Here is an 18,854-nt window from a genome sequence, read left to right on the forward strand (position 1 = left end):
GAAGGAGTGTGTTGAAAGCGTGACCAACATTGCTACGCGCCGCACACGAGCGTCGCTGCCGCCAGATCTTCCAGCGCGAGTCCGACCGACTTGAACAGCGTGATCTGCGCGCCGTCGGTACGCCCCGCAATCGTACCCGCCACCAGCTCCCGCAGCTCGGCCACCACCTGCACCCGCGGAATGGTGCCGCGCGCCAGTGGATCGACCAGATCGCCGGCCTCGCTCAGGGCACCGTCATAGCTGTCCACCACGATGCGACTGGCACACATGGTGTCGTCATCGGCCTCACGCATGGCGGGCGTGAAGCCACCCACCAGGTCAACATGCGTGCCGGCCTGCAGCCATGCGCCCTCCACGATCGGCGTGCGAGACGTGGTGGCCGCGCACACGATGTGCGACGCGGCGAGGGCATTGTACAAGGCGTTCGGTTCATCGGGGCACGCTTCCACCGGCAGTCCTTCACTCGCCAGCGCGTTGGCCAGCGCCACCGCGCGCGCCGGCGTACGTCCCCAGAGGCGCACACGCGTGATCGCCGGTCGCATGGCGCAGTACGCCCGCACCATGTACGGGGCCAGCGTGCCCGTGCCGATCACCAACAGGTCGCTCGCGTCATCGCGCGCCAGATAGCTGGCGGCCAGCACCGACGTGGCCGCGGTTCGGCGTACCGTGAGCGCTTCACCGTCGAGTACGGCCCGCGGCTCACCGGTGTGTCGATCCAGCAATATGTACAGCGCCTGTACCGTGCGGGCCGCGCGCGAATCGGGCATGACCGTCACCACTTTCACGCCAAGCGCGTCGTCGCTCCATGCGGGCATGAGCAGCAGCGAGTCCCGCTCGCTCAGCGCGTGCGCGTGTCTGCGCGGCACGGTGGCACCGGCCGCGAAGGCGTCGCGCAAGGCGGATACCAGAGTGGGCCACGGCAAGGCGGCGTGGACCTGTTCGGCGGAATGATACGGCAGCATCTTGGGATTCTATGTCTCCAGACGCTTTGCGGAACCAGCAGGTGGACTCGTCCATGCGAGTGGTCATCATCGGTGGCGGTGTGATGGGCGCCGCCACGGCCTCGTTTCTCGGGGCGCGCTACGGCATTCGCGCCACCGTGATCGAGCGTGACGCGTCGTATGCGCGAGCATCGAGTGCGCTGTCGGTGTGCGCCATCCGGCAGCAATTCTCCACCGAGATCAACATCCGGATCTCGCAGCAGAGCCTCGCGTTCTATCGCGACATCGGCACGCAGTTGGCGGTAGGCGCTGATCGGCCCAGCATCGGCTTGGTGGAACCGGGATACCTGTATCTCGCCACCAGCGCCGGCGCCAACGTGCTCGAGGAGAATCAGGCGCTGCAGACGCGCTGCGGTGCCGCAGTGGCACTGCTGTCGCCGAGCGAGCTTGCGCGGCGCTTCCCGTGGTTGTCGCTGGAGCAGATCGCGTTGGGATCGCTGGGGCTCTCGACGGCCACGAGCGGGGAAGGTTGGTTCGACGGCTACTCCGCGCTTCAGGCGTTCCGACAGCACGCCATCGCGCATGGTGCACAATTTCTCGAGGCCGAAGCGGTCGATTTCGACGTGCGCGATGGCGCGGTGCAGTCGGTGATCACCTCGGCGGGCGACCGTATCGCCGCCGACGCCGTGCTCATCACCGCCGGCGCGTGGTCGTCGCCGCTGGCGGGCATGCTCGGCTTCGACCTGCCCGTGCGCGCCCGCAAACGCGACGTGTTTTCGTTGCAGGCACCGGGGCCGTTGCCGGGGTGTCCGTTGGTGATCGACCCCAGCGGGTTCTGGTTCCGCCCCGATGGCGACACGGGGCAGTTCCTGTGCGGCTCACCGCCGCGCGGCGAGGACATCGACGGTGTGCCGCTCGATCAGGTCGATCACGGCCTGTTCGACGAGTGGCTGTGGCCGCGACTGGCCGAGCGGGTGCCGCAATTCGACGAGCTGCGCGTCACGGGCTCATGGGCGGGGTACTACGAGTACAACACCTTCGACCAGAACGGACTGGTAGGCCGGCTTCCGGGTGTGCGCAACGCGTTCGTGGCGGCGGGGTTCTCGGGACACGGCCTGCAGCAGGCGCCGGCGGTCGGGCTCGGAGTGGCCGAGTTGATCGCGACGGGGGCATATGGTGTGCTCGACCTGTCGCCACTGGGGCTCGAGCGGATCGCGGCGAAGGCGCCGCTGGTCGAGCGGAACGTGATCTAGCGACGGGCTACGGTGTCGGGCGAGTTGGGAAACGGCAACAGCGGGAACACGGAATCGACGGATGACACAGATTACACAGATAGGCAAAGGCGATTTTCTGTGTTTGTGTGCGCCCTTTGCTTATCTGTGATATTGGCGCAATCCGTTCACTCCGTGTTCCAGTTGTTGCTGTTGCTGTTGCTTTTTGCTGTTGCCGTTCGACCTCCCCCGGTCCATCCATGCCCCTATCGCATTCCGAAACCCACAAGAGCGCCAACATCGGCTGGCTGCGCGCCGCGGTACTCGGCGCCAACGACGGACTGATCTCGACCAGCAGTCTCGTAGTCGGCGTCGCGGCCGCGCAGCCCGATCGGGCGTCGGTGGTGGTAGCGGCACTCGCGGGCCTGGTGGCCGGCGCACTCTCGATGGCCGCCGGCGAGTATGTGTCGGTAAGCTCGCAGTCTGACACCGAGACGGCCGACCTCGCGCGCGAGAAGATGGAGCTCGCCACGCAGCCCGAGCACGAGCTCGCCGAGTTGGCTGGCATCTATGTATCTCGCGGACTGAGCCCTGAGCTGGCGAAGCAAGTGGCCGTCGAACTCACCGCGCACGACGCACTCGGTGCACACGCGCGCGATGAGTTGGGTATTCACGACCTCACGCGCGCGCGTCCCGTCCAGGCGGCCCTCTCCTCGGCCGCGGCCTTTGCCGTCGGCGCCGGGCTGCCCGTGCTCTTCGTGTTTGTCGCGCCCACGGCGATTCTCACACCACTTGTGTTCGGCTCCACGATTGTCGCGCTGGGCGGTCTGGGCATGCTCGCCGCACAGCTCGGTGGCGCGTCGCTGTGGCGCGGTGCGGCTCGTGTCACGTTCTGGGGCGCGATCGCCATGGTGTCGACCGCGCTGATCGGCAAACTCGTCGGGTCGCCGGTTTAACGCACCGTGGCCAAGTCACCCGTCGTGCAGAGCGCCAAGCGCGTCACGCGCACCTTCAAACAGCAAGTCACCACGCTGAGCGCGACCGTGGGGGCTACGTGGACCGCGTTCGTGGTGAATGGCATCGCCGGCGGCGCGCTCATGCAGTACGGCGTGATTCCGCGCACCCTCACCGGACTGCGCGGCATTCTCTTCGCGCCGTTCCTGCACGCCAACATGCAGCACCTCATCGCCAACACCATTCCGTTTCTGGCGATGGGCTGGCTGGTGATGCTGCGCGATGCGCGCCATTTTCTGCCCGTCACCCTGTTCGCCATGCTCGGCTCGGGACTGATGGCGTGGCTGCTCGGCGCCCCGGGTTCCGTGCACATCGGCGCCAGCGGCGTCGTGTTCGGCTACTTCGGCTTTCTGCTGCTCGGCGGGTGGTACGCACGCAGCTTCATGAGCATCACGCTCAGCATCCTCGTCGCCGTGCTGTGGGGCGGACTCGTACTCGGCATCGCACCGGGACAGGTTGGCATCAGCTGGCAGTCGCACCTCGGTGGGTTCATCGCGGGTGTGCTGGCGGCGCGGCGGTATCGCGGGGCGCGGTAGGGAAGTTTTGCTCGAGATGGACCTTCAGCCCAATCGGTAATGCCGACTCGAAGTGCTACCAAAGCGCTCTTGTCTGAATCGTTCTTCTTCACGATTGACGACGTTCGCCTTTCGTTCCTGGCGATTGTCGGCGAGTCGTCGGCCCAGGCGTATGCGGATGCCTGGCATTCGCGCTTCAGGGATGCGGTCGTTGGTGGGAATGTCGTCGCGCTTCCGGAAAGCTTTGGGTTTCCCAGGCTCGCGTCACCGAGCGCGCAGCGGAGCGCGTCCAACGACGACACCCACTTCGGATCTGTGTTTGATGAGACGATCTTCGAGGGCCGGTACGGGCGTCGACTTCTACGCTTTACGCCCGCCACGCTCACGCTGATCGCCGCCGCGAGCCCATCGGCACGCGCACGCTTCGACCGCATTGGGCTGCGGTATGCATACCGGACCATCGACGATCCGATCGAGTGGAATCAGCTCGTGACCTTTCTTCGTGAGTCGTGATCCGATAGCGCATTTCGTTCTGCTCTTTACTCAACAACTCTACCACGAATCTTCACTGATACCCGCGAATTGAACAGCAGAACATTTCAATGGCTGCGCACCGCAATGGCTGTCGTGCCGACCAAGTCGATCCGTGACTTGTCCGTGCAGACCCGCGGTAAGGCAGTTAATGACGTGCGATCCCTGTCCGACTACCGCACCGTCACCCGGATCGAGTCACGCAACCCACCGAATGGAAAGCCATCGGTCGTGTATCGCGCGAACACGTAGGTCTCGCCACTCGAGACAGCCGTGATCACCCCTCGAACGGAATCGACCCGCGCGACCGCCACATTCGTGGTCGTGAACCGTCCGACGAACGGCGTGGGTTGCGTCCCACCACACACGGCCGCTGTAACGGTAGGCGTGAATTGCTCACCAACGGTCATCGTGCGCGAGGTCGGCGAGATCTTCACGCGCGCCGGATCGGCGGGGCACGCGATATCGGTCAAGTTGTTGCAGCCACTGGCCACCACAGCAGCGACAACCGCAGAAACAAGAGAGACATTTCGCATGCGTGAACGGTACATGATCCGCGTCCATTCGCGCAAATCCGCGGTCAAGCAGTTCAGTGTCCCACCAATCTCACTGCAGTCGCGCCGCCGCCGCGGCCAGCACTTCCGCCCGCCACGCCTCGAGCTGCGCTACCGGCACCCCGCTCTCCTTCGATACAGCGTCACTCGACGCCCCCTGCAGCAACTGCAACACCAACGCCACCCGATCTGCGCCTGAGCGTGCAGGCTCCACACCAGCCGCCGCCGGCACCGCGCTCTTCGGCGTCTCTCGCACCGGCTCGGCCGGTACCGCCGTGGACAACCGACGCCGCGCCGCGATCGCCGTGACCACGATCTCACTCAGCGATTTCACGTAGCGCAGCGCGGCGCGATCGGGTGTGATCGCTGCCATCTCGCCATCCATCGCGCGGTCCACATACAGGCATCCCACGATCTTGCCCGACACGACGATCGGGAACACGCCGAACTGTGCCACGCGCAGCGTGCCGGCCCACCGCGCTTCGATCGCGTTCATGCTGCGGTCGTTGGGCAGGTAGATCGGCGCGCGCTGCTGCGTGGCGGTCACCACCGGACCGCCGCGGATGTTCATCGGGAAGTCGAAGTGCGGCAGTAGCGCTTCGATACCGTCACCGAGTCCCGAGCGCGCCACCAGTCGACCCTTGTCGGCGTCGAGGATGCACACGATCACGCGATCGAACGGGCCACCGCGCAGCGCACCTTCCAGCGCCAGCAGCAACACGTCGCCAAGTGCCGTGCCCGACGAAGCATCGGCAGCGCTCTCGAGTTCCTGTCGCAGGCGATCGCGCAACTGCAACGCATCGTCTTCGCTCGACGCCGTCACGGCCGCCCATTCGCCGGTTTCGAAAGCCGCCGCACCGATTGCCGACCGTGCCGATTCGGAGAGCTGCTTGAATCGCATGCGATCGCTCGGAATGTGCAAGCTCGAGAACAGTTCGCGCGTTTCGTTCAGCGCCGACGCGATCACCTCGCGCACGTGCTCGCGACTGATCTTGATCTTCGCACTGTGCCGCTCGATCACCGCTTCCAGCGCCACACCCGCGGCATCGGGCGTCTGCTCCTGATTGTACAGTGCCACCGTGAGGTCATGACTGAACGCCGTCACCGCCGCCGACAACGACACCGACGTGGACGCGCGCGCCCTCATGCCCTGCACCACCGCTTCCGGCATGCCCCAGTGCCTCGATACCTCGGCGCCGAGATCGGCGTACGGGAAACCCAGCACGGCCTTGGTGGCACCCGTCTCCGACTTGCCCTCGTCGTGCATCATCGTTTGGATGCGCGCGTAGTCTTCGCCGAAATGACAGGCGATCAACACTTCGCCCAAGTTGCGGAACATGCCGCATAGGTGAGCCTCTTCCGGCTCCTCCATGCCCAGCTTGTTCGCCACTTCGCGCGCGTGATTCGCCGTGAGCAGCGACTGCAGCATCAGCTCCTTCAGCGCCGGCGAGCGGCGATGAAAGTTCTCGAAGAGCAGCAAGCTGCTAGCCAGCTGACGCACGGTCTTCGCGCCCAGCATCATCATCGCGTGCGTCGCGCTTTGAATGGAGCGCCCAGACCGCCGGTAGTGCGCACTATTGGCGGTCCGCACGACACTCAACGTGAGGCTGTATTCGCGCAGCACCACGTTGGCCAGGCGCTGCAGCGAGCTGGCGTCATCGTCCAGGGCAGAGATCGTCTCGATGATCTGCTTCGACAACGCCGGGAAATCGCTGCCCTCGAGAATGCGGCTCATGCGCGCGCGCACGGGTGATTCTTCGGGGTCGACCGGTTCGATCTGCAGGTGTGGGACGTTGGCTGGCATCACCCCGAGTATCGGCACCACGTAGACCGCTCTTGCGTCCGTCGATACAATCTCTGAGCGTCACGTCACGGTCCCACCACCCTCCCGACTTTCCATGCCCCGTTCTGCTGCCTTCAGCCCGCGCGGTCCCGCCGCCATCGGTCCGTACTCGCACGCCGTCTGGGCGGGTGACCTGCTGTACTGCTCCGGTCAGACGCCCATCGACCCGGCCACCACCAAGCTCATCGACGGCGACGTCACCGCGCAGACGCACCGGGTGTTCGACAACCTGCAGGCCGTAGTCGAAGACGCCGGCCTGACCATGGACGACGTGATCAAGTGCAACGTGTACCTCACCGACATGGCGAACTTTTCCGCCATGAACGCGGCCTACACCACGCGCTTTTCGGCCCCTTTCCCGGCCCGCACCACGGTCGCCGTGGCCGGCCTGCCGCTCAACGCTTCGGTGGAGATCGAATTGGTGGCCAAGCGGCCGTAACGCGCTGACAGATCGTCGATTACGTCACGAGGGGCCGGTCCACATGAGTCGCTTGTGGACCGGCCCCTTATGTCTTTCATTCGACGAACTATCTGTTCGGTGTCGAACCGTTAGTTCGCCGGCACCGTGAGCGTGATGCCGTTGGCCGCTAGCAGCGCGCTCATCGCACGCGCCCGCGTCATGAACGTCTTCGACTCGGCCACCGCCGCCTCAACCGCCGTCTTCGCCGACGCCGCTTGGCTTCGCACCGACTCGCTCGGCGTCTCCCACACACCGAGCATGCCGCTCTTCACGGCGCCCAGTCGCGCCAGCACGTTGGCGTCGTTGGTACCGAAGCCCCCGCCGCCGCCACCGCCCGGGCCGAACGCCACCGCCGGCGCACCCGCGCCGAGCTTCGCGCGGACCAAGTCGAAGTCCTTCCGGAAGGCCGCGAACTGCGTCTTCACGCTATCGGCGAGTGTCGGCGTAGAGTCCATCTTGGCCGCCGCCTTTCGCACTTCGGCCAGTAGTGCCGTCATCGGCGCCGCCGCCGCCGCGCCCGCCTGATGCGCGGTGTGCAGTTCCGTAGCGAGGGCGTTATACGACACCCGCTGCGCCGCCGTGAACTGCACCAGCGGGTCCATGACGATCGTGAGCGGCTTCGATTCTATCGTCTTGCCGTCGATCACCAGCGCCACCGTGTACGTGCCCGGCAACACCTGCGGCCCCTGATTGGCGCCACCGCCCCCCCGACCAAATCCGCCGCCGCCCGCTCCACCAGCCGGCGCGGCACATGGATTCTCGGGGAGATAGCCCACCGTCGGCAACGGCGTCGGCATGCCGGCCAGCGGACCACGACCACCACCGCCGAATCCGCCACCCCCGCCGCCAGGTCCACCAGCCGGAGGACCACCAGCCGGAGGACCGCCGACCGGCGCGGCATCACGGATCGGCTCCACGCGCTGATCCCAGCACACCGTCTGAATGCCCGCCACGTTCTTCGCGGCCGGCACCGCGAGTTCACGCACCACCGCGCCGCTCGCATCGCTGATGCGCAGCATCGGGTTGGTGACCGCCTTCTTCAGGTGCAGCTGCAGCACCGTTTCCGTGGGCGGGTTCTCACCGGTGAAGAACTGATGTCCCCAGAACTCGTCGTTGCGGTCGTCCTTGGCCTTCCACTGCAACGACGGGCCCGGCGTGAACAGCGTGGCATCGGCCTTCTGCGCCGTGTTGAACTCCTGGATCGGCTCGAGGTGATCGAGAATCCACAGCGCGCGACCATGCGTGGCCACCAACAGCGCGTTGTCGCGCGGATGAATCGTGAGCTCGTCCACGCGTACCGTGGGGAAGTTCGCCTTCAGGCGCTTCCACGACTTTCCACGATCGAGCGTGAGGAAGATGCCCGTCTCGGTGCCCACGTACAGCACATCCGGATTGCGCGTGTCTTCGGTGAGTGTGCGAACCACCTCACCGGCAAGCCCGGACGTGATCGCGCGGAACGTCGCGCCGAAGTCGGTGCTCATCCACACATACGGCGCGTAGTCGTTCTGCCGATAGTTCGCGACGGTGATGTACACCGTGCCCGACTCAAAGCGCGACGGCACCACTTCCGATACGAACGCATGGCCGGCGGGGAAGCCCGGCAGGTTCTTCGTGATGTTCTGCCACGTGGCCCCGTTGTCCTTCGACATGCTCACCGTGCCGTCGTCGGTGCCGGTGTAAAACACGCCCTTCTGCTTCGGCGACTCCGACAGCGACACAATCGTTGGCCACTGCGAAATGCCGTCGTTGCGCGAGATCGCGATGTCGCTGCCCTTGAGGCCCATCGTCACGATGCTGTCGCGCTTCTCGTTCTTGGTGAGATCAGGGCTGATCGCCGTCCACGAGTCACCACGATCGGTGCTGCGGAACACGCGATTGGCCGCGGCCAGCAGTACGCCGGGATCGTTCGGCGACAGCATGAGCGGCGTATCCCAATGAAAGCGGTACGCTTCGCCGGCCGTGGCGTTCACCACGTTCTGCGGCGTGGGGCGAATCGGCTTCGATTCACCGGTCACCTTGTTGCGACGGACCATGTTGCCGTCCTGCGACTCGGTGTAGATGATGCGCGAGTCACGCAGGTCAGGAATGGCCACGAAGCCGTCGCCGCCAAGAATCTGGAACCAGTCGTAGTTGAAGATGCCGCGATTCATGCGCGACGCGCTCGGGCCACACCAGTCGTAGTTGTCCTGCATACCGCCGCACACATTGTACGGCGTTTCCATGTCGAAGCCCACGTGGTAGAACAGTCCCACCGGCACGTTCTCGATGAACTGCCAGGTGCGGCTCATGTCGTACGACGTGGCCAGACCACCGTCGTTGCCGATAATCACATGATCGGGATTCTTCGGATCGATCCAGATGCCGTGCACGTCGTCGTGCGTGACGAGCGCCGCATCGGTTTCGAAGTTGCGCCCGCCATCAACCGAGAGATGCAAGCCGACACCGCCCATGTAGATCCGCTCCGGATTCACCGGATCGATGCGCAACTGGCTGAAGTACATCGGGCGCGCGTTTGTGTTGCTCTGCTTCGTCCACGTGGCGCCGCCGTCGGTGGACCTATAGAGGCCCGACACACCGGCTACCACACCACGCGCCGCTGGTGCGGCCACTGGCGCAGCCGGTGCGGCTTCCATGTTTTCCGTGGCGGCCGCCGCACGCTGTGCACCAGGTGCGGGGCCTTCCACGGTGGCATACACAATGTTTGAGCTCTGACGGAACACGTCCACCGCAATACGGCCGAGCGGGCCCGCGGGGAATCCGGTGCCGGTCACCTTGGTCCACGTGTCACCGCCGTCGGTCGACTTCCACAGCGCACTGCCGGGACCACCACCGTTCATGCAGCAGGCCGTGCGACGACGCTGATACGTACTGGCGAACAGAATGTTCGGATCGGTCGCCGACATCACGAGTTCATTCGCACCCGTTTCGTCGTCCACCTTGAGCACCTGCTTCCAGCTCCTGCCACCGTCGGTGGTCTTGTACACGCCACGCTCACCGCCGGGACCGAACAACGGACCGGTGGACGCCACCAACACCACATCGTTGTTGGTGGGATGAATGACGATGCGATTGATGTGCTTCGACTGCGGCAGCCCCATCATCGCGAACGTCTTGCCGCCGTCGGTCGACTTGTAGATACCGCTGCCCCACGACGTGCTCTGACGATTGTTCGACTCGCCGGTGCCCACCCACACGAGATCGGGGTTGATCTGCGACACGGCCACGTCACCGATCGCGATCAATCCCTGATCCTGAAAGAGCGGCGTGAAGATCGCGCCGTTGCTGGTGGTCTTCCACACGCCGCCGTGGGCCGAACCGACGTACCAGATGGCCGGATTGGCCTCGTAGATCGCGAGGTCGGAGATGCGCCCCGACATCGTGGCGGGTCCGATGGAGCGGAAGTGCAGCTTGTCGAATTCCTGCGCGCGCGCCGCGATAGGTGCACACAGGAGCGAGAGCGCAGTCAGCGAAGCGGCACGTCGGTGCAGTGTCCTGGACATGAAGAGATTCAGAGGGGGTGGTCAGCGCGTGCCCGGCGCAATCACGTCGAGCATCGCCCAGGCGTTCGGGATGAGCAATTGTGGTCCACCGCCGCGCACCAGAAAGCCGATCTCGCCGAGCTGCGGCGAGACGGAGTTCTGCGTGTGCCACGCGCTGCCCGGCGGCAGCGCGTCGTAGCGCGACCAGTGATCGGTGGCGCCGGTGGTATAGCTATGCAGCGCTTCGCCCGCGGCCCGGGCACGGAACTGGACACACTGTCGGCCGTCGGGCAGAATGCCACTTTCATACGGAGAGCCACCCGGCAGCGTGTAGAACAGCTTGAACTCGGCCTCGGATGGGAATCGAAAGGCGATCACCTTGGCGCCGACGCGAATCGGATAGAGCGATACGGGCTTCGAGAGATCCATCGCCTTCAGGAAGCCCATGGCATGCCCGACCGGCAGCCCGCGCATGGTGCGCTCGAAGAACGCCAGCGCGAATCGCACGTTCTCGCGCGGCGTCGGCGCGTCGGTCACACCGACGAACGCAATCCAGCGCGCAAGCCGTTGCGGCGACGCATGATCATCCAGCCGAAGATCGCTGAGACGAGGAGTATCTGGAGTCATCGGTCCTGTTGCCTCGCGAGCCACGGACACCGTAGCAGTTGCCCAAACGATCGGCGGAGGGCTAATGTGGCGAGTCCGTCCCGCGCCGTCCATGCCCTGCCGATGAGGAGTCTGTTCGATGCTGGTCTCGCGAGAGCCCGATCTCTTCCGGTTGGCCGTCACGCTCAACGCGGGCGCAACCGACGCTTGGAACGTGCTCACCGCTCCTGCCGGTCTGGCCCGCTGGTGGGGTGGCCACGTCACCCTCGACACGTTCGCGGGCGGTCACCTGCGCGAGCAATGGATGGAAGGCGACCGCACGGTTACCACGGTGGGACGGATCGTCGTCTGTGAGCCACCACACGTGATCGCGTTTACGTGGGCCGACGACGACTGGATCGCCGTGACCGGTGTGTCGTGGCAACTCGTAAACGTGGCCGAGGCGCCCTCGCCCCGCTGCGAACTGCACCTCGAACACCGCGGCTGGCTCGCTCTACCCGACGATCGCCGCGAATCACTCATGCAGGCGCACATCGACGGCTGGAGCACGCACCTTTCGCGGCTGGCGGCGGTGCTAAACGGCTAGATCGCTCGAAAAGCAACAGCGGGAACACAGATTCAAACTCGATGACACGAATTACACAGATAAGCAAAATCGCTTTTTGTTTATCTGTGTGATCGGTGAAATCGATTTTTGATCCGTGTTCCCGCTGTTGCAGTTGCGGTTGTTTTGGCTGTTCGAGATTACCGCATGTAATGACAATTGTACCCGTACGGATTCTTCTGCAGGAAATCCTGGTGCTCGCCCTCGGCGGTCCACCACGTCGCTTCCGGCGCGATCTCAGTTGTAATAGGCCGCTTCCATAAGCCCGATTGCGCCACGCGCGCCTTCACGATCTCCGCCGTCTCACGCTGCTCCGGCGTGGTGTAGAAAATCGATGAGCGATACTGCGTGCCCACATCGTTGCCTTGACGGTTCAACGTGGTCGGGTCGTGCAACCGGAAGAACCAGTTCTCCAGCAACGACTCGAAGCTCAGCACCGTGGGATCGAACACGATGCGCACCGCTTCGGCGTGTCCCGATGCGCTGTCGTGCGTGTCGTCGTACACCGGGTGCTCGAGCCAACCACCCGTGTAGCCCACGTCGGTGTCGAGTACCCCCGGCAGGGCGCGCAGAATTTCTTCCACGCCCCAGAAGCATCCGCCGGCCAGGATCGCGACTTCAGTCTTCTTCTCGCTCATACGAACAACTTGCGGAAATCGCCATACCCTTCCGCTTCGAGCTGCTCGAGCGGAATGAAACGCAATGACGCGGAGTTGATGCAGTAGCGAAGCCCACCGGCTTCGCGCGGGCCGTCGTCGAACACGTGACCCAGATGCGAGTCGGCATCCTTCGACCGCACTTCCACCCGGCGCATACCGTGCGTGCGGTCTTCCTTCTCCAGCACCTGCGGTGCCACCGGCTTCGTAAAGCTCGGCCAGCCGCAACCGGAGTCGAATTTGTCGAGCGACGAAAACAGCGGCTCACCACTCACGATATCGACGTAGATGCCGTCTTCGTGGTGATCCCAGAATGCATTGCGGAATGGCGGCTCGGTTCCCGACTGCTGGGTGACCGTGAACTGCTCGCGCGTGAGCGTCCGAGCCAGTTCGTCAACAGGAGGCTTTTTGAAATCTGACATAGTGCAGGATATACACAGAACCGGGGCCCAGAGTGCCCACGACAGAGTGCCCATGAGCATCGCACGTCCCTATTTTACAAGCGTGCAGAATCTCCGCTTCGACAATCGCTTCGTCACCGAGCTCCCCGGAGACCCTGACCGGTCGAACCGACGCCGGCAGGTGCTCGGTGCCGCCTGGAGCGCGGCCGCTCCCACTCCCGTGGCCGGCCCCGCGCTGGTCGCCCACGCGCACGAGGTCGCCGCGCTGGTCGGGATCGCTGAGCCTGACGTGCAGTCACCGGCGTTTGCCCGCGTGTTCGCGGGGAACGAGCTGCTGCCCGGCATGGCCCCGTTTGCAGCCTGCTACGGCGGGCATCAGTTCGGGAACTGGGCCGGCCAGCTGGGCGACGGACGGGCCATGTCGCTGGGTGAAGTCGTGAACGCCGCCGGAGAGCGGTGGGAGCTGCAGCTCAAGGGCGCCGGTCCCACACCGTACTCACGCACCGCCGACGGCCGCGCCGTGCTGCGCTCGTCGATTCGCGAGTTCCTGTGCAGCGAAGCGATGCATCATCTGGGCGTGCCGACCACCCGCGCCCTGTCGCTCGTGACGACCGGTGACCAAGTCGTGCGTGACATGTTCTACAACGGCAACGCGGCACCGGAACCGGGCGCCATCGTGTGTCGTGTGGCGCCGTCGTTCATCCGCTTCGGCAACTTCGAGATTCTCGCCGCGCGCGATGACCTCGCGTTGCTGACGCAGCTCGTCGATTTCACCATCGCGCGCGACTTTCCGCAGTTGGCTGGTATCGCCGATACCACCGAGCGTCGCGTGGCGTGGTTCGCCGAGGTGTGCGAACGCACCGCCCACATGATCGTGCACTGGATGCGCGTGGGCTTCGTGCACGGCGTGATGAACACCGACAACATGTCGATCCTGGGACTCACGATCGACTACGGTCCGTACGGGTGGCTCGACAACTTCGATCCCACGTGGACGCCCAACACCACCGACGCCAGCACGCGGCGCTATCGCTTCGGTCAGCAGCCGGCGATCGCGCAGTGGAACCTCGTGCGTCTGGCCGAGGCCATAGCGCCTCTCTTCGAGACGGGCGACGTGTTGCAGAGCGCCCTCGAGCGGTTCGGCGACGTATACATGGCCGAGTACGAAGCGATGAACGCCGCTAAGTTCGGGTTCGTAGCGCGCGGTGAGGCCGAGCAGCTGCTGGTACGTGAAAGTTTCGCGTTGTTGTACGAGGCGGAGGTGGACTACACGCTGTTCTTCCGCGCGCTCGGCGACATCGGCGACACCTTGCCGGTGGACAACGCGATCAGCGCACTCGGCGACGTGTTCTACGACGACGCCAAACGTGACGCCAAGGCCGGCGCACTCGATGCGTGGTTGCATCGCTGGCACGCGCTGGTGTCAACGCATGGTCGCAGCGCGGACGAGCGCCGCGTGGCGATGCACGCCGTGAATCCGCGCTATGTACTGCGCAATTATCTGGCGCAGCAGGCCATCGACGCCGCAACCGAAGGTGATGCGTCACTCGTGCACACGTTGCTCGACGTCATGCGGCGGCCGTATGACGAGCAGCCCGAACGTGCACACTTCGCCGCGCGCCGACCGGAGTGGGCGCGGGTGAAGGCGGGGTGTTCGATGTTGAGCTGCAGTTCGTAGCGCAGTTCTTAGTGGCCGACCGTCTTTGTTACTTGCCTGCGTTCTCCTGCTTGGCCTGATTGCGCGTCACGCCGGCCATGAACAGCAGCGCCTCCTGCTGGCTGATGGCCGCGCCCTGCTCGGTGCCGTCGCCCACTTCAAAAATGCGCACGCCGAGTCCGCGAATATCAAAGCGCAGTCGGCCGTCAGCGTACTTCATGTTCTCGATGTACGTGGACGGCACGCTTACCCGACTACCCGGCATGTACACGTGCACGGAGTCACCGATCAGCTCCAGCGCAAAGCTCTTGTCCGACGACACAAGCTGCATGTCTTCCGGACCGAGCGTCTGAGACTTGGCGACCGGTGCGGCCTTCTCACCGCAGGCCAGGCAGCCGATCGCGGTCAGCAGCAGGAGCGCGCGGGACACCGGTGTCATGGACGAACGCATCAGCGATCTGGCGTAGAAAGGCGGGGAGTAGTCGGCGGGGAGTTTGTGCCGCATCTTCAGGTGGAGCAGAGAACAATATGACGCCGAGCCGATGAGAACATGAAACGCCGCACTTTTTTGCTGGCCGGGCTGGGTACCGGAGGTGCGCTGTTCCTGGGCTGGGCGCTGCTCCCCCCGCGTCAGCGGCTCGTCGGGAGCACACTCCCCGAAAGCGGTGGCACCGATACCGGCGGCAAGGCCGTCGCGCTCAACGGCTGGCTCATCATCGCCCCTGATGACACGATCACGGTGGTCGTGCCCAAAGCCGAGATGGGTCAGGGCACGCACACCGCGTTGGCGATGCTCATGGCCGAAGAACTCGATTGCGATTGGGCCCGGGTGCGGGTGGAGCACAGCCCGATCGACAAGATCTACGGCAATGTCTCGGCACTGGTAGAGGGGCTGCCCTTCGCCCCCGAAGCCGATGACACGCTCGTGCGCGGGATCCGCTGGATGATGGCCAAGACCGCGCGTGAGCTGGGCGTGATGATGACGGGTGGATCGTCGAGTGTGCGCGATTGCTGGATGCCGATGCGTGAAGCTGGCGCGTCGGCGCGGGCGTCACTGATTGCCGCCGCGGCCGCCAGTTGGGGTGTCGCGGCATCCACGTGTCGCGCCGAACAGGGTGCGGTGATCAGTGCCGACGGTCGTCGGTTGCGCTTCGGCGAACTGGCGGCGCAAGCGGTGCAGCATCGCCCCAGCACAATCACGCTCAAGGCCGCCGCCAACTTCACCGTGGTCGGCAAACCGATGCCGCGTCTCGATTCGGCGGCCAAATCGAATGGCACTGCGACGTATGGCATCGACGTATCGATGCCCAACATGCTGTATGCCGCCGTGGTCATGAGTCCGTTCGGTGCCAGCACGGCACCGTCGGCTACGGCAGCGCAGATGGCCCGGAGCCGCACGATGCCTGGTGTGCGGGCCGTGGTGTCGCTGCCCGGCAGCAGGTACGGCGATCCACCAGCGCTGGCGGTGGTGGCCGAGTCCTGGTGGCAGGCGCACAAGGCGGCGCAAGCATTGGCAACGGCGACCGCAGCGGGAACGACTGCAGGCAGCAGCGCGGTGTCGACCGTAACCGTGCTGCAGGACATTCGCAGCACGCTGCGCAACGACGACGGCATGCCGCTGCGCGTTTACGGTGGCGCCAAGAAAGTACTCGCGGCGGCATCACGCACCGTCGACGCCACATACGAAGCACCGTACCTCGCGCACGCCACGATGGAGCCGATGAACGCTACGGTACGTGTGTCGAACGACGGGGCCGAGCTGTGGACCGGCACGCAGGTCCCAGGCTACGCGCGCGCTGCGGTGGCGCACGTGCTTGGCCTCGACGACGAACGGGTCACCGTGCATCAGCACATCCTCGGTGGCGGCTTCGGTCGACGGCTTGATGTGGACTACATCGCGCAGGCCGCAGCGATCGCGAAGACGGCGCCGGGAGTGCCCGTGCAGCTGATCTGGTCGCGCGAAGACGACATACGACACGACTTCTATCGTCCGGCCACGATGTCTCGGTTGCGCGCGGCGCTCGACGCCGAGGGACGCGTCACGGCATTCCTGACGCATTCCGCCGGACAAGCGCCGTTCAAAGCGTACAGCAAGCGCGTCGGGTTCCTGCTCACGCAGTCGGGGCCCGATCGTACGTCGAGCGAAGGCACGTGGGATCAACCCTATGCCTTTCCCGCGCTGCACGCGTCGCACAGTGAAACCGAGAGTGCGATTCCCGTGGGCTCGTGGCGCAGCGTGGGGCACTCGCATCAGGCATTCTTCGTGGAGTGCTTCATCGACGAACTCGCATCGGCCGCCAAGCAGGATCCGGCGGCGTATCGGGCCGCCATGCTGCAGTCGCATCCGCGCGCGTTGCGTGTGTTGCAGCTCGCGACGGAGAAGAGTGGCTGGGGTACACCACTCACGCCGGCACCGGACGGCCGCCCCCGTGCGCGCGGCATCGCGCTGCACGCCGCCTTCGGTTCGATCGTGGCGGAAGTCGCCGAAGTCTCGGTGGCGGCCGACGGGCGCATTCGCGTACATCGCGTGGTAGCTGCGGTCGACTGTGGACTCGCGGTGAATCCGAACATCATCACGCAGCAAATCGAGAGCGGTATCATCGACGGACTTTCGGCCGCTCTCAACGGCGAACTGGTGATCGAGGGCGGCGCGCCGCGCCAGTCGAACTTTCAGGACTATCGGTTGCTTCGCATCAACGAATGCCCCGTGATCGAAACACATATTGTGCCCAGTCTCGACGTGCCGTCTGGCGTTGGCGAGCCGGGACTTCCACCCATCGCGCCGGCCGTAGCGAACGCGCTGTTCATGCTCACCGGCACGCGCCTGCGCTCGCTGCCGTTACGTATGCCCAGTGAGGCCTCGTCATGACGGCGCCGAACGTTGATCCGATCGCGCTGGTGGTGAACGGCACTCCGGCGTCGGTCACCGTCGATGCCGACACGCCGTTGCTCTGGGTGTTGCGGCAGACGCTTGGGCTACCCGGCACGAAGTTCGGCTGCGGCATCGCGGCGTGCGGTGCGTGCATGGTGCACGTAGACGGCGTGCCCGTGCCCTCGTGCGTCACGCCGGTGTCGGCCGTCGCTGGCAAGGCGATCACCACCATCGAAGGACTTCACGGACCAGTAGCAGAAGCGGTGCAAGGCAGTTGGGCCGCGCTCGACGTACCGCAGTGCGGGTACTGTCAGTCGGGACAGGTGATGTCGGCCGTGGCGCTGCTGAACGCAAAAGCGACACCGACCGATGACGACATCGACACGGCCATGCAGGCGAATCTCTGCCGATGCGGCACGTATCCACGCATTCGCGCCGCGATTCATCGTGCCGCGGAGGCGCTCCCTACACTTTCCAAAGGATCGACCGGATGACCCGCCATTTCGCCATCGTGAGTGCTGCCCTCATCGCTTCGCTCTCAATGACCGCCGGTGCTCAGGCCAACGCCCCCGTGATCGGACGATGGGATCTCACGGTGCAAGGCGACAACGGGCCGTATCCGTCGTGGGTGGAAGTGTCGCTGTCGGGAAATCGCACGCTGGTGGGCCGCTTCGTGGCCGGCGGCGGCAGTGCACGACCGATTGCGAAGGTCACCTACACCAACAACACCATGCGCTTCGCCATCCCGCCGCAGTGGGATGCCGCGAACAACGACATGACATTCGAGGGCACGGTGGCCAACGACCTGCTCACCGGCACCATCGTGACGTCGGGCGGCGAACGTCAAGCGTTCACGGGCAAGCGCGCACCGGCGTTACGTCGTGCGACCGCGCCGGTCTGGGGCGCACCGGTCACGTTGTTCAATGGCCGTGATCTGAGCGGTTGGACATCGTTCGGCGGCACGAACAACTGGAAGGTGGTGAGCTCGGTGCTCACCAACTCCAAGCCCGGCGCCAACCTGATGACCGACGCCAAGTACACCGACTTCACGCTGCACATCGAGTTCCGCTACCCGAAGAACGGCAACAGCGGCGTGTATCTGCGCGGCCGGCACGAAGTGCAGGTCGAAGACATCAGTGACACCGAGCTCAACTCGACGCACATCGGTGGCGTGTACGGATTTCTCGTGCCCAACGAGAACGCAGCCAAGGGCCCGGGCGTGTGGAACACGTATGACATCACGCTCATCGGTCGTCGCGTGACGGTGGTGCTGAATGGCAAGACCGTCATCGCCGATCAGGTCATTCCCGGCATCACCGGCGGCGCGCTCGACAGCGACGAAGGGGCGCCGGGGCCGATCTATCTGCAGGGCGATCACACCACGGTGGAGTATCGCAACCTCGTGATCACGCCGGTCAAGCCGTAACGCGCGCAGCGCGCGGCACGTGTCGGAGTTCCGAATGAATTGGACAGTGCGCAACGAGGACGCGAGAAGTCGCCGTTGTGCGCT

Annotated in this window: 18 protein-coding genes; 10 read left to right on the plus strand and 8 right to left on the minus strand. The window is 65.0% G+C overall.

Annotated elements, in window-relative coordinates; translation table 11 throughout:
- Positions 1 to 32: 32 nt before the first annotated feature.
- The gene (locus RMP10_RS00905) at positions 33 to 962 is read right to left on the minus strand and encodes an ornithine cyclodeaminase family protein (protein WP_310568642.1); all 930 of its coding nucleotides are present in this window, start codon (positions 960 to 962) and stop codon (positions 33 to 35) included.
- 11 nt (positions 963 to 973) lie between these two features.
- Here RMP10_RS00905 and RMP10_RS00910 point away from each other — a divergent pair, with 11 nt between their 5' ends.
- The 4 genes from RMP10_RS00910 to RMP10_RS00925 all read left to right on the plus strand — a co-directional run bounded on the left by RMP10_RS00910 (position 974) and on the right by RMP10_RS00925 (position 4,194).
- Complete coding sequence (locus RMP10_RS00910; RefSeq protein ID WP_310568643.1) at positions 974 to 2,194, plus strand: FAD-binding oxidoreductase; 1,221 nt, start codon at positions 974 to 976, stop codon at positions 2,192 to 2,194.
- 218 nt (positions 2,195 to 2,412) lie between these two features.
- Positions 2,413 to 3,108, plus strand: coding sequence for a VIT family protein (locus RMP10_RS00915; protein WP_309669684.1), 696 nt, complete (start codon positions 2,413 to 2,415; stop codon positions 3,106 to 3,108).
- Positions 3,109 to 3,114: 6 nt separating this feature from the next.
- A complete protein-coding gene (locus tag RMP10_RS00920; protein WP_310568644.1) occupies positions 3,115 to 3,702 on the plus strand; it encodes a rhomboid family intramembrane serine protease in 588 nt (195 codons plus the stop codon).
- 39 nt (positions 3,703 to 3,741) lie between these two features.
- Positions 3,742 to 4,194 carry a hypothetical protein gene (locus RMP10_RS00925; protein WP_310568645.1) on the plus strand — a complete coding sequence of 151 codons (453 nt, stop codon included), beginning with the start codon at positions 3,742 to 3,744 and terminating at the stop codon, positions 4,192 to 4,194.
- A gap of 191 nt (positions 4,195 to 4,385) precedes the next feature.
- Here the strand turns inward: RMP10_RS00925 and RMP10_RS00930 are convergent, their stop codons facing one another.
- Both RMP10_RS00930 and RMP10_RS00935 read right to left on the minus strand, forming a co-directional pair.
- A complete protein-coding gene (locus RMP10_RS00930; protein ID WP_310568646.1) occupies positions 4,386 to 4,748 on the minus strand; it encodes a hypothetical protein in 363 nt (120 codons plus the stop codon).
- A 70-nt stretch (positions 4,749 to 4,818) separates the two neighbouring features.
- Positions 4,819 to 6,570 carry an HDOD domain-containing protein gene (locus tag RMP10_RS00935; protein WP_310568647.1) on the minus strand — a complete coding sequence of 584 codons (1,752 nt, stop codon included), beginning with the start codon at positions 6,568 to 6,570 and terminating at the stop codon, positions 4,819 to 4,821.
- Positions 6,571 to 6,664: 94 nt separating this feature from the next.
- Between RMP10_RS00935 and RMP10_RS00940 the strand changes: the two genes are divergently transcribed.
- Positions 6,665 to 7,048 carry a Rid family detoxifying hydrolase gene (locus tag RMP10_RS00940; protein WP_309670382.1) on the plus strand — a complete coding sequence of 128 codons (384 nt, stop codon included), beginning with the start codon at positions 6,665 to 6,667 and terminating at the stop codon, positions 7,046 to 7,048.
- Positions 7,049 to 7,158: 110 nt separating this feature from the next.
- Here the strand turns inward: RMP10_RS00940 and RMP10_RS00945 are convergent, their stop codons facing one another.
- Complete coding sequence (locus RMP10_RS00945; RefSeq protein WP_310568648.1) at positions 7,159 to 10,569, minus strand: hypothetical protein; 3,411 nt, start codon at positions 10,567 to 10,569, stop codon at positions 7,159 to 7,161.
- Between the two features lie 21 nt (positions 10,570 to 10,590).
- Positions 10,591 to 11,175 carry a hypothetical protein gene (locus RMP10_RS00950; RefSeq protein ID WP_310568649.1) on the minus strand — a complete coding sequence of 195 codons (585 nt, stop codon included), beginning with the start codon at positions 11,173 to 11,175 and terminating at the stop codon, positions 10,591 to 10,593.
- Positions 11,176 to 11,293: 118 nt separating this feature from the next.
- Between RMP10_RS00950 and RMP10_RS00955 the strand changes: the two genes are divergently transcribed.
- Positions 11,294 to 11,740, plus strand: a complete 447-nt coding sequence (locus tag RMP10_RS00955; protein WP_310568650.1) for an SRPBCC domain-containing protein — start codon at positions 11,294 to 11,296, stop codon at positions 11,738 to 11,740.
- A 158-nt stretch (positions 11,741 to 11,898) separates the two neighbouring features.
- Here RMP10_RS00955 and msrA read toward each other — a convergent pair whose 3' ends face one another.
- A complete protein-coding gene (gene msrA / locus RMP10_RS00960) occupies positions 11,899 to 12,396 on the minus strand; it encodes a peptide-methionine (S)-S-oxide reductase MsrA (RefSeq protein WP_310568651.1) in 498 nt (165 codons plus the stop codon).
- Positions 12,393 to 12,836, minus strand: a complete 444-nt coding sequence (gene msrB / locus RMP10_RS00965; protein ID WP_310568652.1) for a peptide-methionine (R)-S-oxide reductase MsrB — start codon at positions 12,834 to 12,836, stop codon at positions 12,393 to 12,395. Before msrB ends, msrA begins: the two co-directional genes overlap by 4 nt.
- 82 nt (positions 12,837 to 12,918) lie before the next feature.
- Here msrB and RMP10_RS00970 point away from each other — a divergent pair, with 82 nt between their 5' ends.
- Complete coding sequence (locus tag RMP10_RS00970; protein WP_310568653.1) at positions 12,919 to 14,493, plus strand: protein adenylyltransferase SelO family protein; 1,575 nt, start codon at positions 12,919 to 12,921, stop codon at positions 14,491 to 14,493.
- 28 nt (positions 14,494 to 14,521) lie between these two features.
- Here the strand turns inward: RMP10_RS00970 and RMP10_RS00975 are convergent, their stop codons facing one another.
- Positions 14,522 to 14,923 carry a hypothetical protein gene (locus RMP10_RS00975; protein ID WP_310568654.1) on the minus strand — a complete coding sequence of 134 codons (402 nt, stop codon included), beginning with the start codon at positions 14,921 to 14,923 and terminating at the stop codon, positions 14,522 to 14,524.
- A 99-nt stretch (positions 14,924 to 15,022) separates the two neighbouring features.
- On the opposite strand from RMP10_RS00975, the gene RMP10_RS00980 reads away from it, so the two are divergent.
- From RMP10_RS00980 to RMP10_RS00990, 3 genes are read left to right on the plus strand one after another with little or no spacing between them, the layout of a single operon-like run.
- Positions 15,023 to 17,341, plus strand: a complete 2,319-nt coding sequence (locus tag RMP10_RS00980; protein ID WP_310568655.1) for a molybdopterin cofactor-binding domain-containing protein — start codon at positions 15,023 to 15,025, stop codon at positions 17,339 to 17,341.
- Positions 17,338 to 17,838, plus strand: a complete 501-nt coding sequence (locus tag RMP10_RS00985) for a 2Fe-2S iron-sulfur cluster-binding protein (protein ID WP_310568656.1) — start codon at positions 17,338 to 17,340, stop codon at positions 17,836 to 17,838. Before RMP10_RS00980 ends, RMP10_RS00985 begins: the two co-directional genes overlap by 4 nt.
- Complete coding sequence (locus tag RMP10_RS00990; protein WP_310568657.1) at positions 17,835 to 18,770, plus strand: DUF1080 domain-containing protein; 936 nt, start codon at positions 17,835 to 17,837, stop codon at positions 18,768 to 18,770. Before RMP10_RS00985 ends, RMP10_RS00990 begins: the two co-directional genes overlap by 4 nt.
- Positions 18,771 to 18,854: the final 84 nt, after the last annotated feature.

The organism is Gemmatimonas sp. (assembly GCF_031426495.1).
In the GTDB taxonomy this organism is placed as follows: domain Bacteria; phylum Gemmatimonadota; class Gemmatimonadetes; order Gemmatimonadales; family Gemmatimonadaceae; genus Gemmatimonas.

What these genes read in the sequence shown, in the direction of transcription:
- RMP10_RS00910 (WP_310568643.1), top strand. Translation starts at nt 974, where the DNA reads ATGTCTCCAGACGCTTTGCGGAACCAGCAGGTGGACTCGTCCATGCGA.
- RMP10_RS00975 (WP_310568654.1), bottom strand. Translation starts at nt 14,923, where the DNA reads ATGCGTTCGTCCATGACACCGGTGTCCCGCGCGCTCCTGCTGCTGACC.
- RMP10_RS00940 (WP_309670382.1), top strand. Translation starts at nt 6,665, where the DNA reads ATGCCCCGTTCTGCTGCCTTCAGCCCGCGCGGTCCCGCCGCCATCGGT.
- RMP10_RS00990 (WP_310568657.1), top strand. Translation starts at nt 17,835, where the DNA reads ATGACCCGCCATTTCGCCATCGTGAGTGCTGCCCTCATCGCTTCGCTC.
- RMP10_RS00950 (WP_310568649.1), bottom strand. Translation starts at nt 11,175, where the DNA reads ATGACTCCAGATACTCCTCGTCTCAGCGATCTTCGGCTGGATGATCAT.
- RMP10_RS00915 (WP_309669684.1), top strand. Translation starts at nt 2,413, where the DNA reads ATGCCCCTATCGCATTCCGAAACCCACAAGAGCGCCAACATCGGCTGG.
- msrA (WP_310568651.1), bottom strand. Translation starts at nt 12,396, where the DNA reads ATGAGCGAGAAGAAGACTGAAGTCGCGATCCTGGCCGGCGGATGCTTC.
- RMP10_RS00985 (WP_310568656.1), top strand. Translation starts at nt 17,338, where the DNA reads ATGACGGCGCCGAACGTTGATCCGATCGCGCTGGTGGTGAACGGCACT.
- RMP10_RS00935 (WP_310568647.1), bottom strand. Translation starts at nt 6,570, where the DNA reads ATGCCAGCCAACGTCCCACACCTGCAGATCGAACCGGTCGACCCCGAA.
- msrB (WP_310568652.1), bottom strand. Translation starts at nt 12,836, where the DNA reads ATGTCAGATTTCAAAAAGCCTCCTGTTGACGAACTGGCTCGGACGCTC.
- RMP10_RS00945 (WP_310568648.1), bottom strand. Translation starts at nt 10,569, where the DNA reads ATGTCCAGGACACTGCACCGACGTGCCGCTTCGCTGACTGCGCTCTCG.
- RMP10_RS00905 (WP_310568642.1), bottom strand. Translation starts at nt 962, where the DNA reads ATGCTGCCGTATCATTCCGCCGAACAGGTCCACGCCGCCTTGCCGTGG.
- RMP10_RS00980 (WP_310568655.1), top strand. Translation starts at nt 15,023, where the DNA reads ATGAAACGCCGCACTTTTTTGCTGGCCGGGCTGGGTACCGGAGGTGCG.
- RMP10_RS00930 (WP_310568646.1), bottom strand. Translation starts at nt 4,748, where the DNA reads ATGCGAAATGTCTCTCTTGTTTCTGCGGTTGTCGCTGCTGTGGTGGCC.
- RMP10_RS00925 (WP_310568645.1), top strand. Translation starts at nt 3,742, where the DNA reads ATGCCGACTCGAAGTGCTACCAAAGCGCTCTTGTCTGAATCGTTCTTC.
- RMP10_RS00955 (WP_310568650.1), top strand. Translation starts at nt 11,294, where the DNA reads ATGCTGGTCTCGCGAGAGCCCGATCTCTTCCGGTTGGCCGTCACGCTC.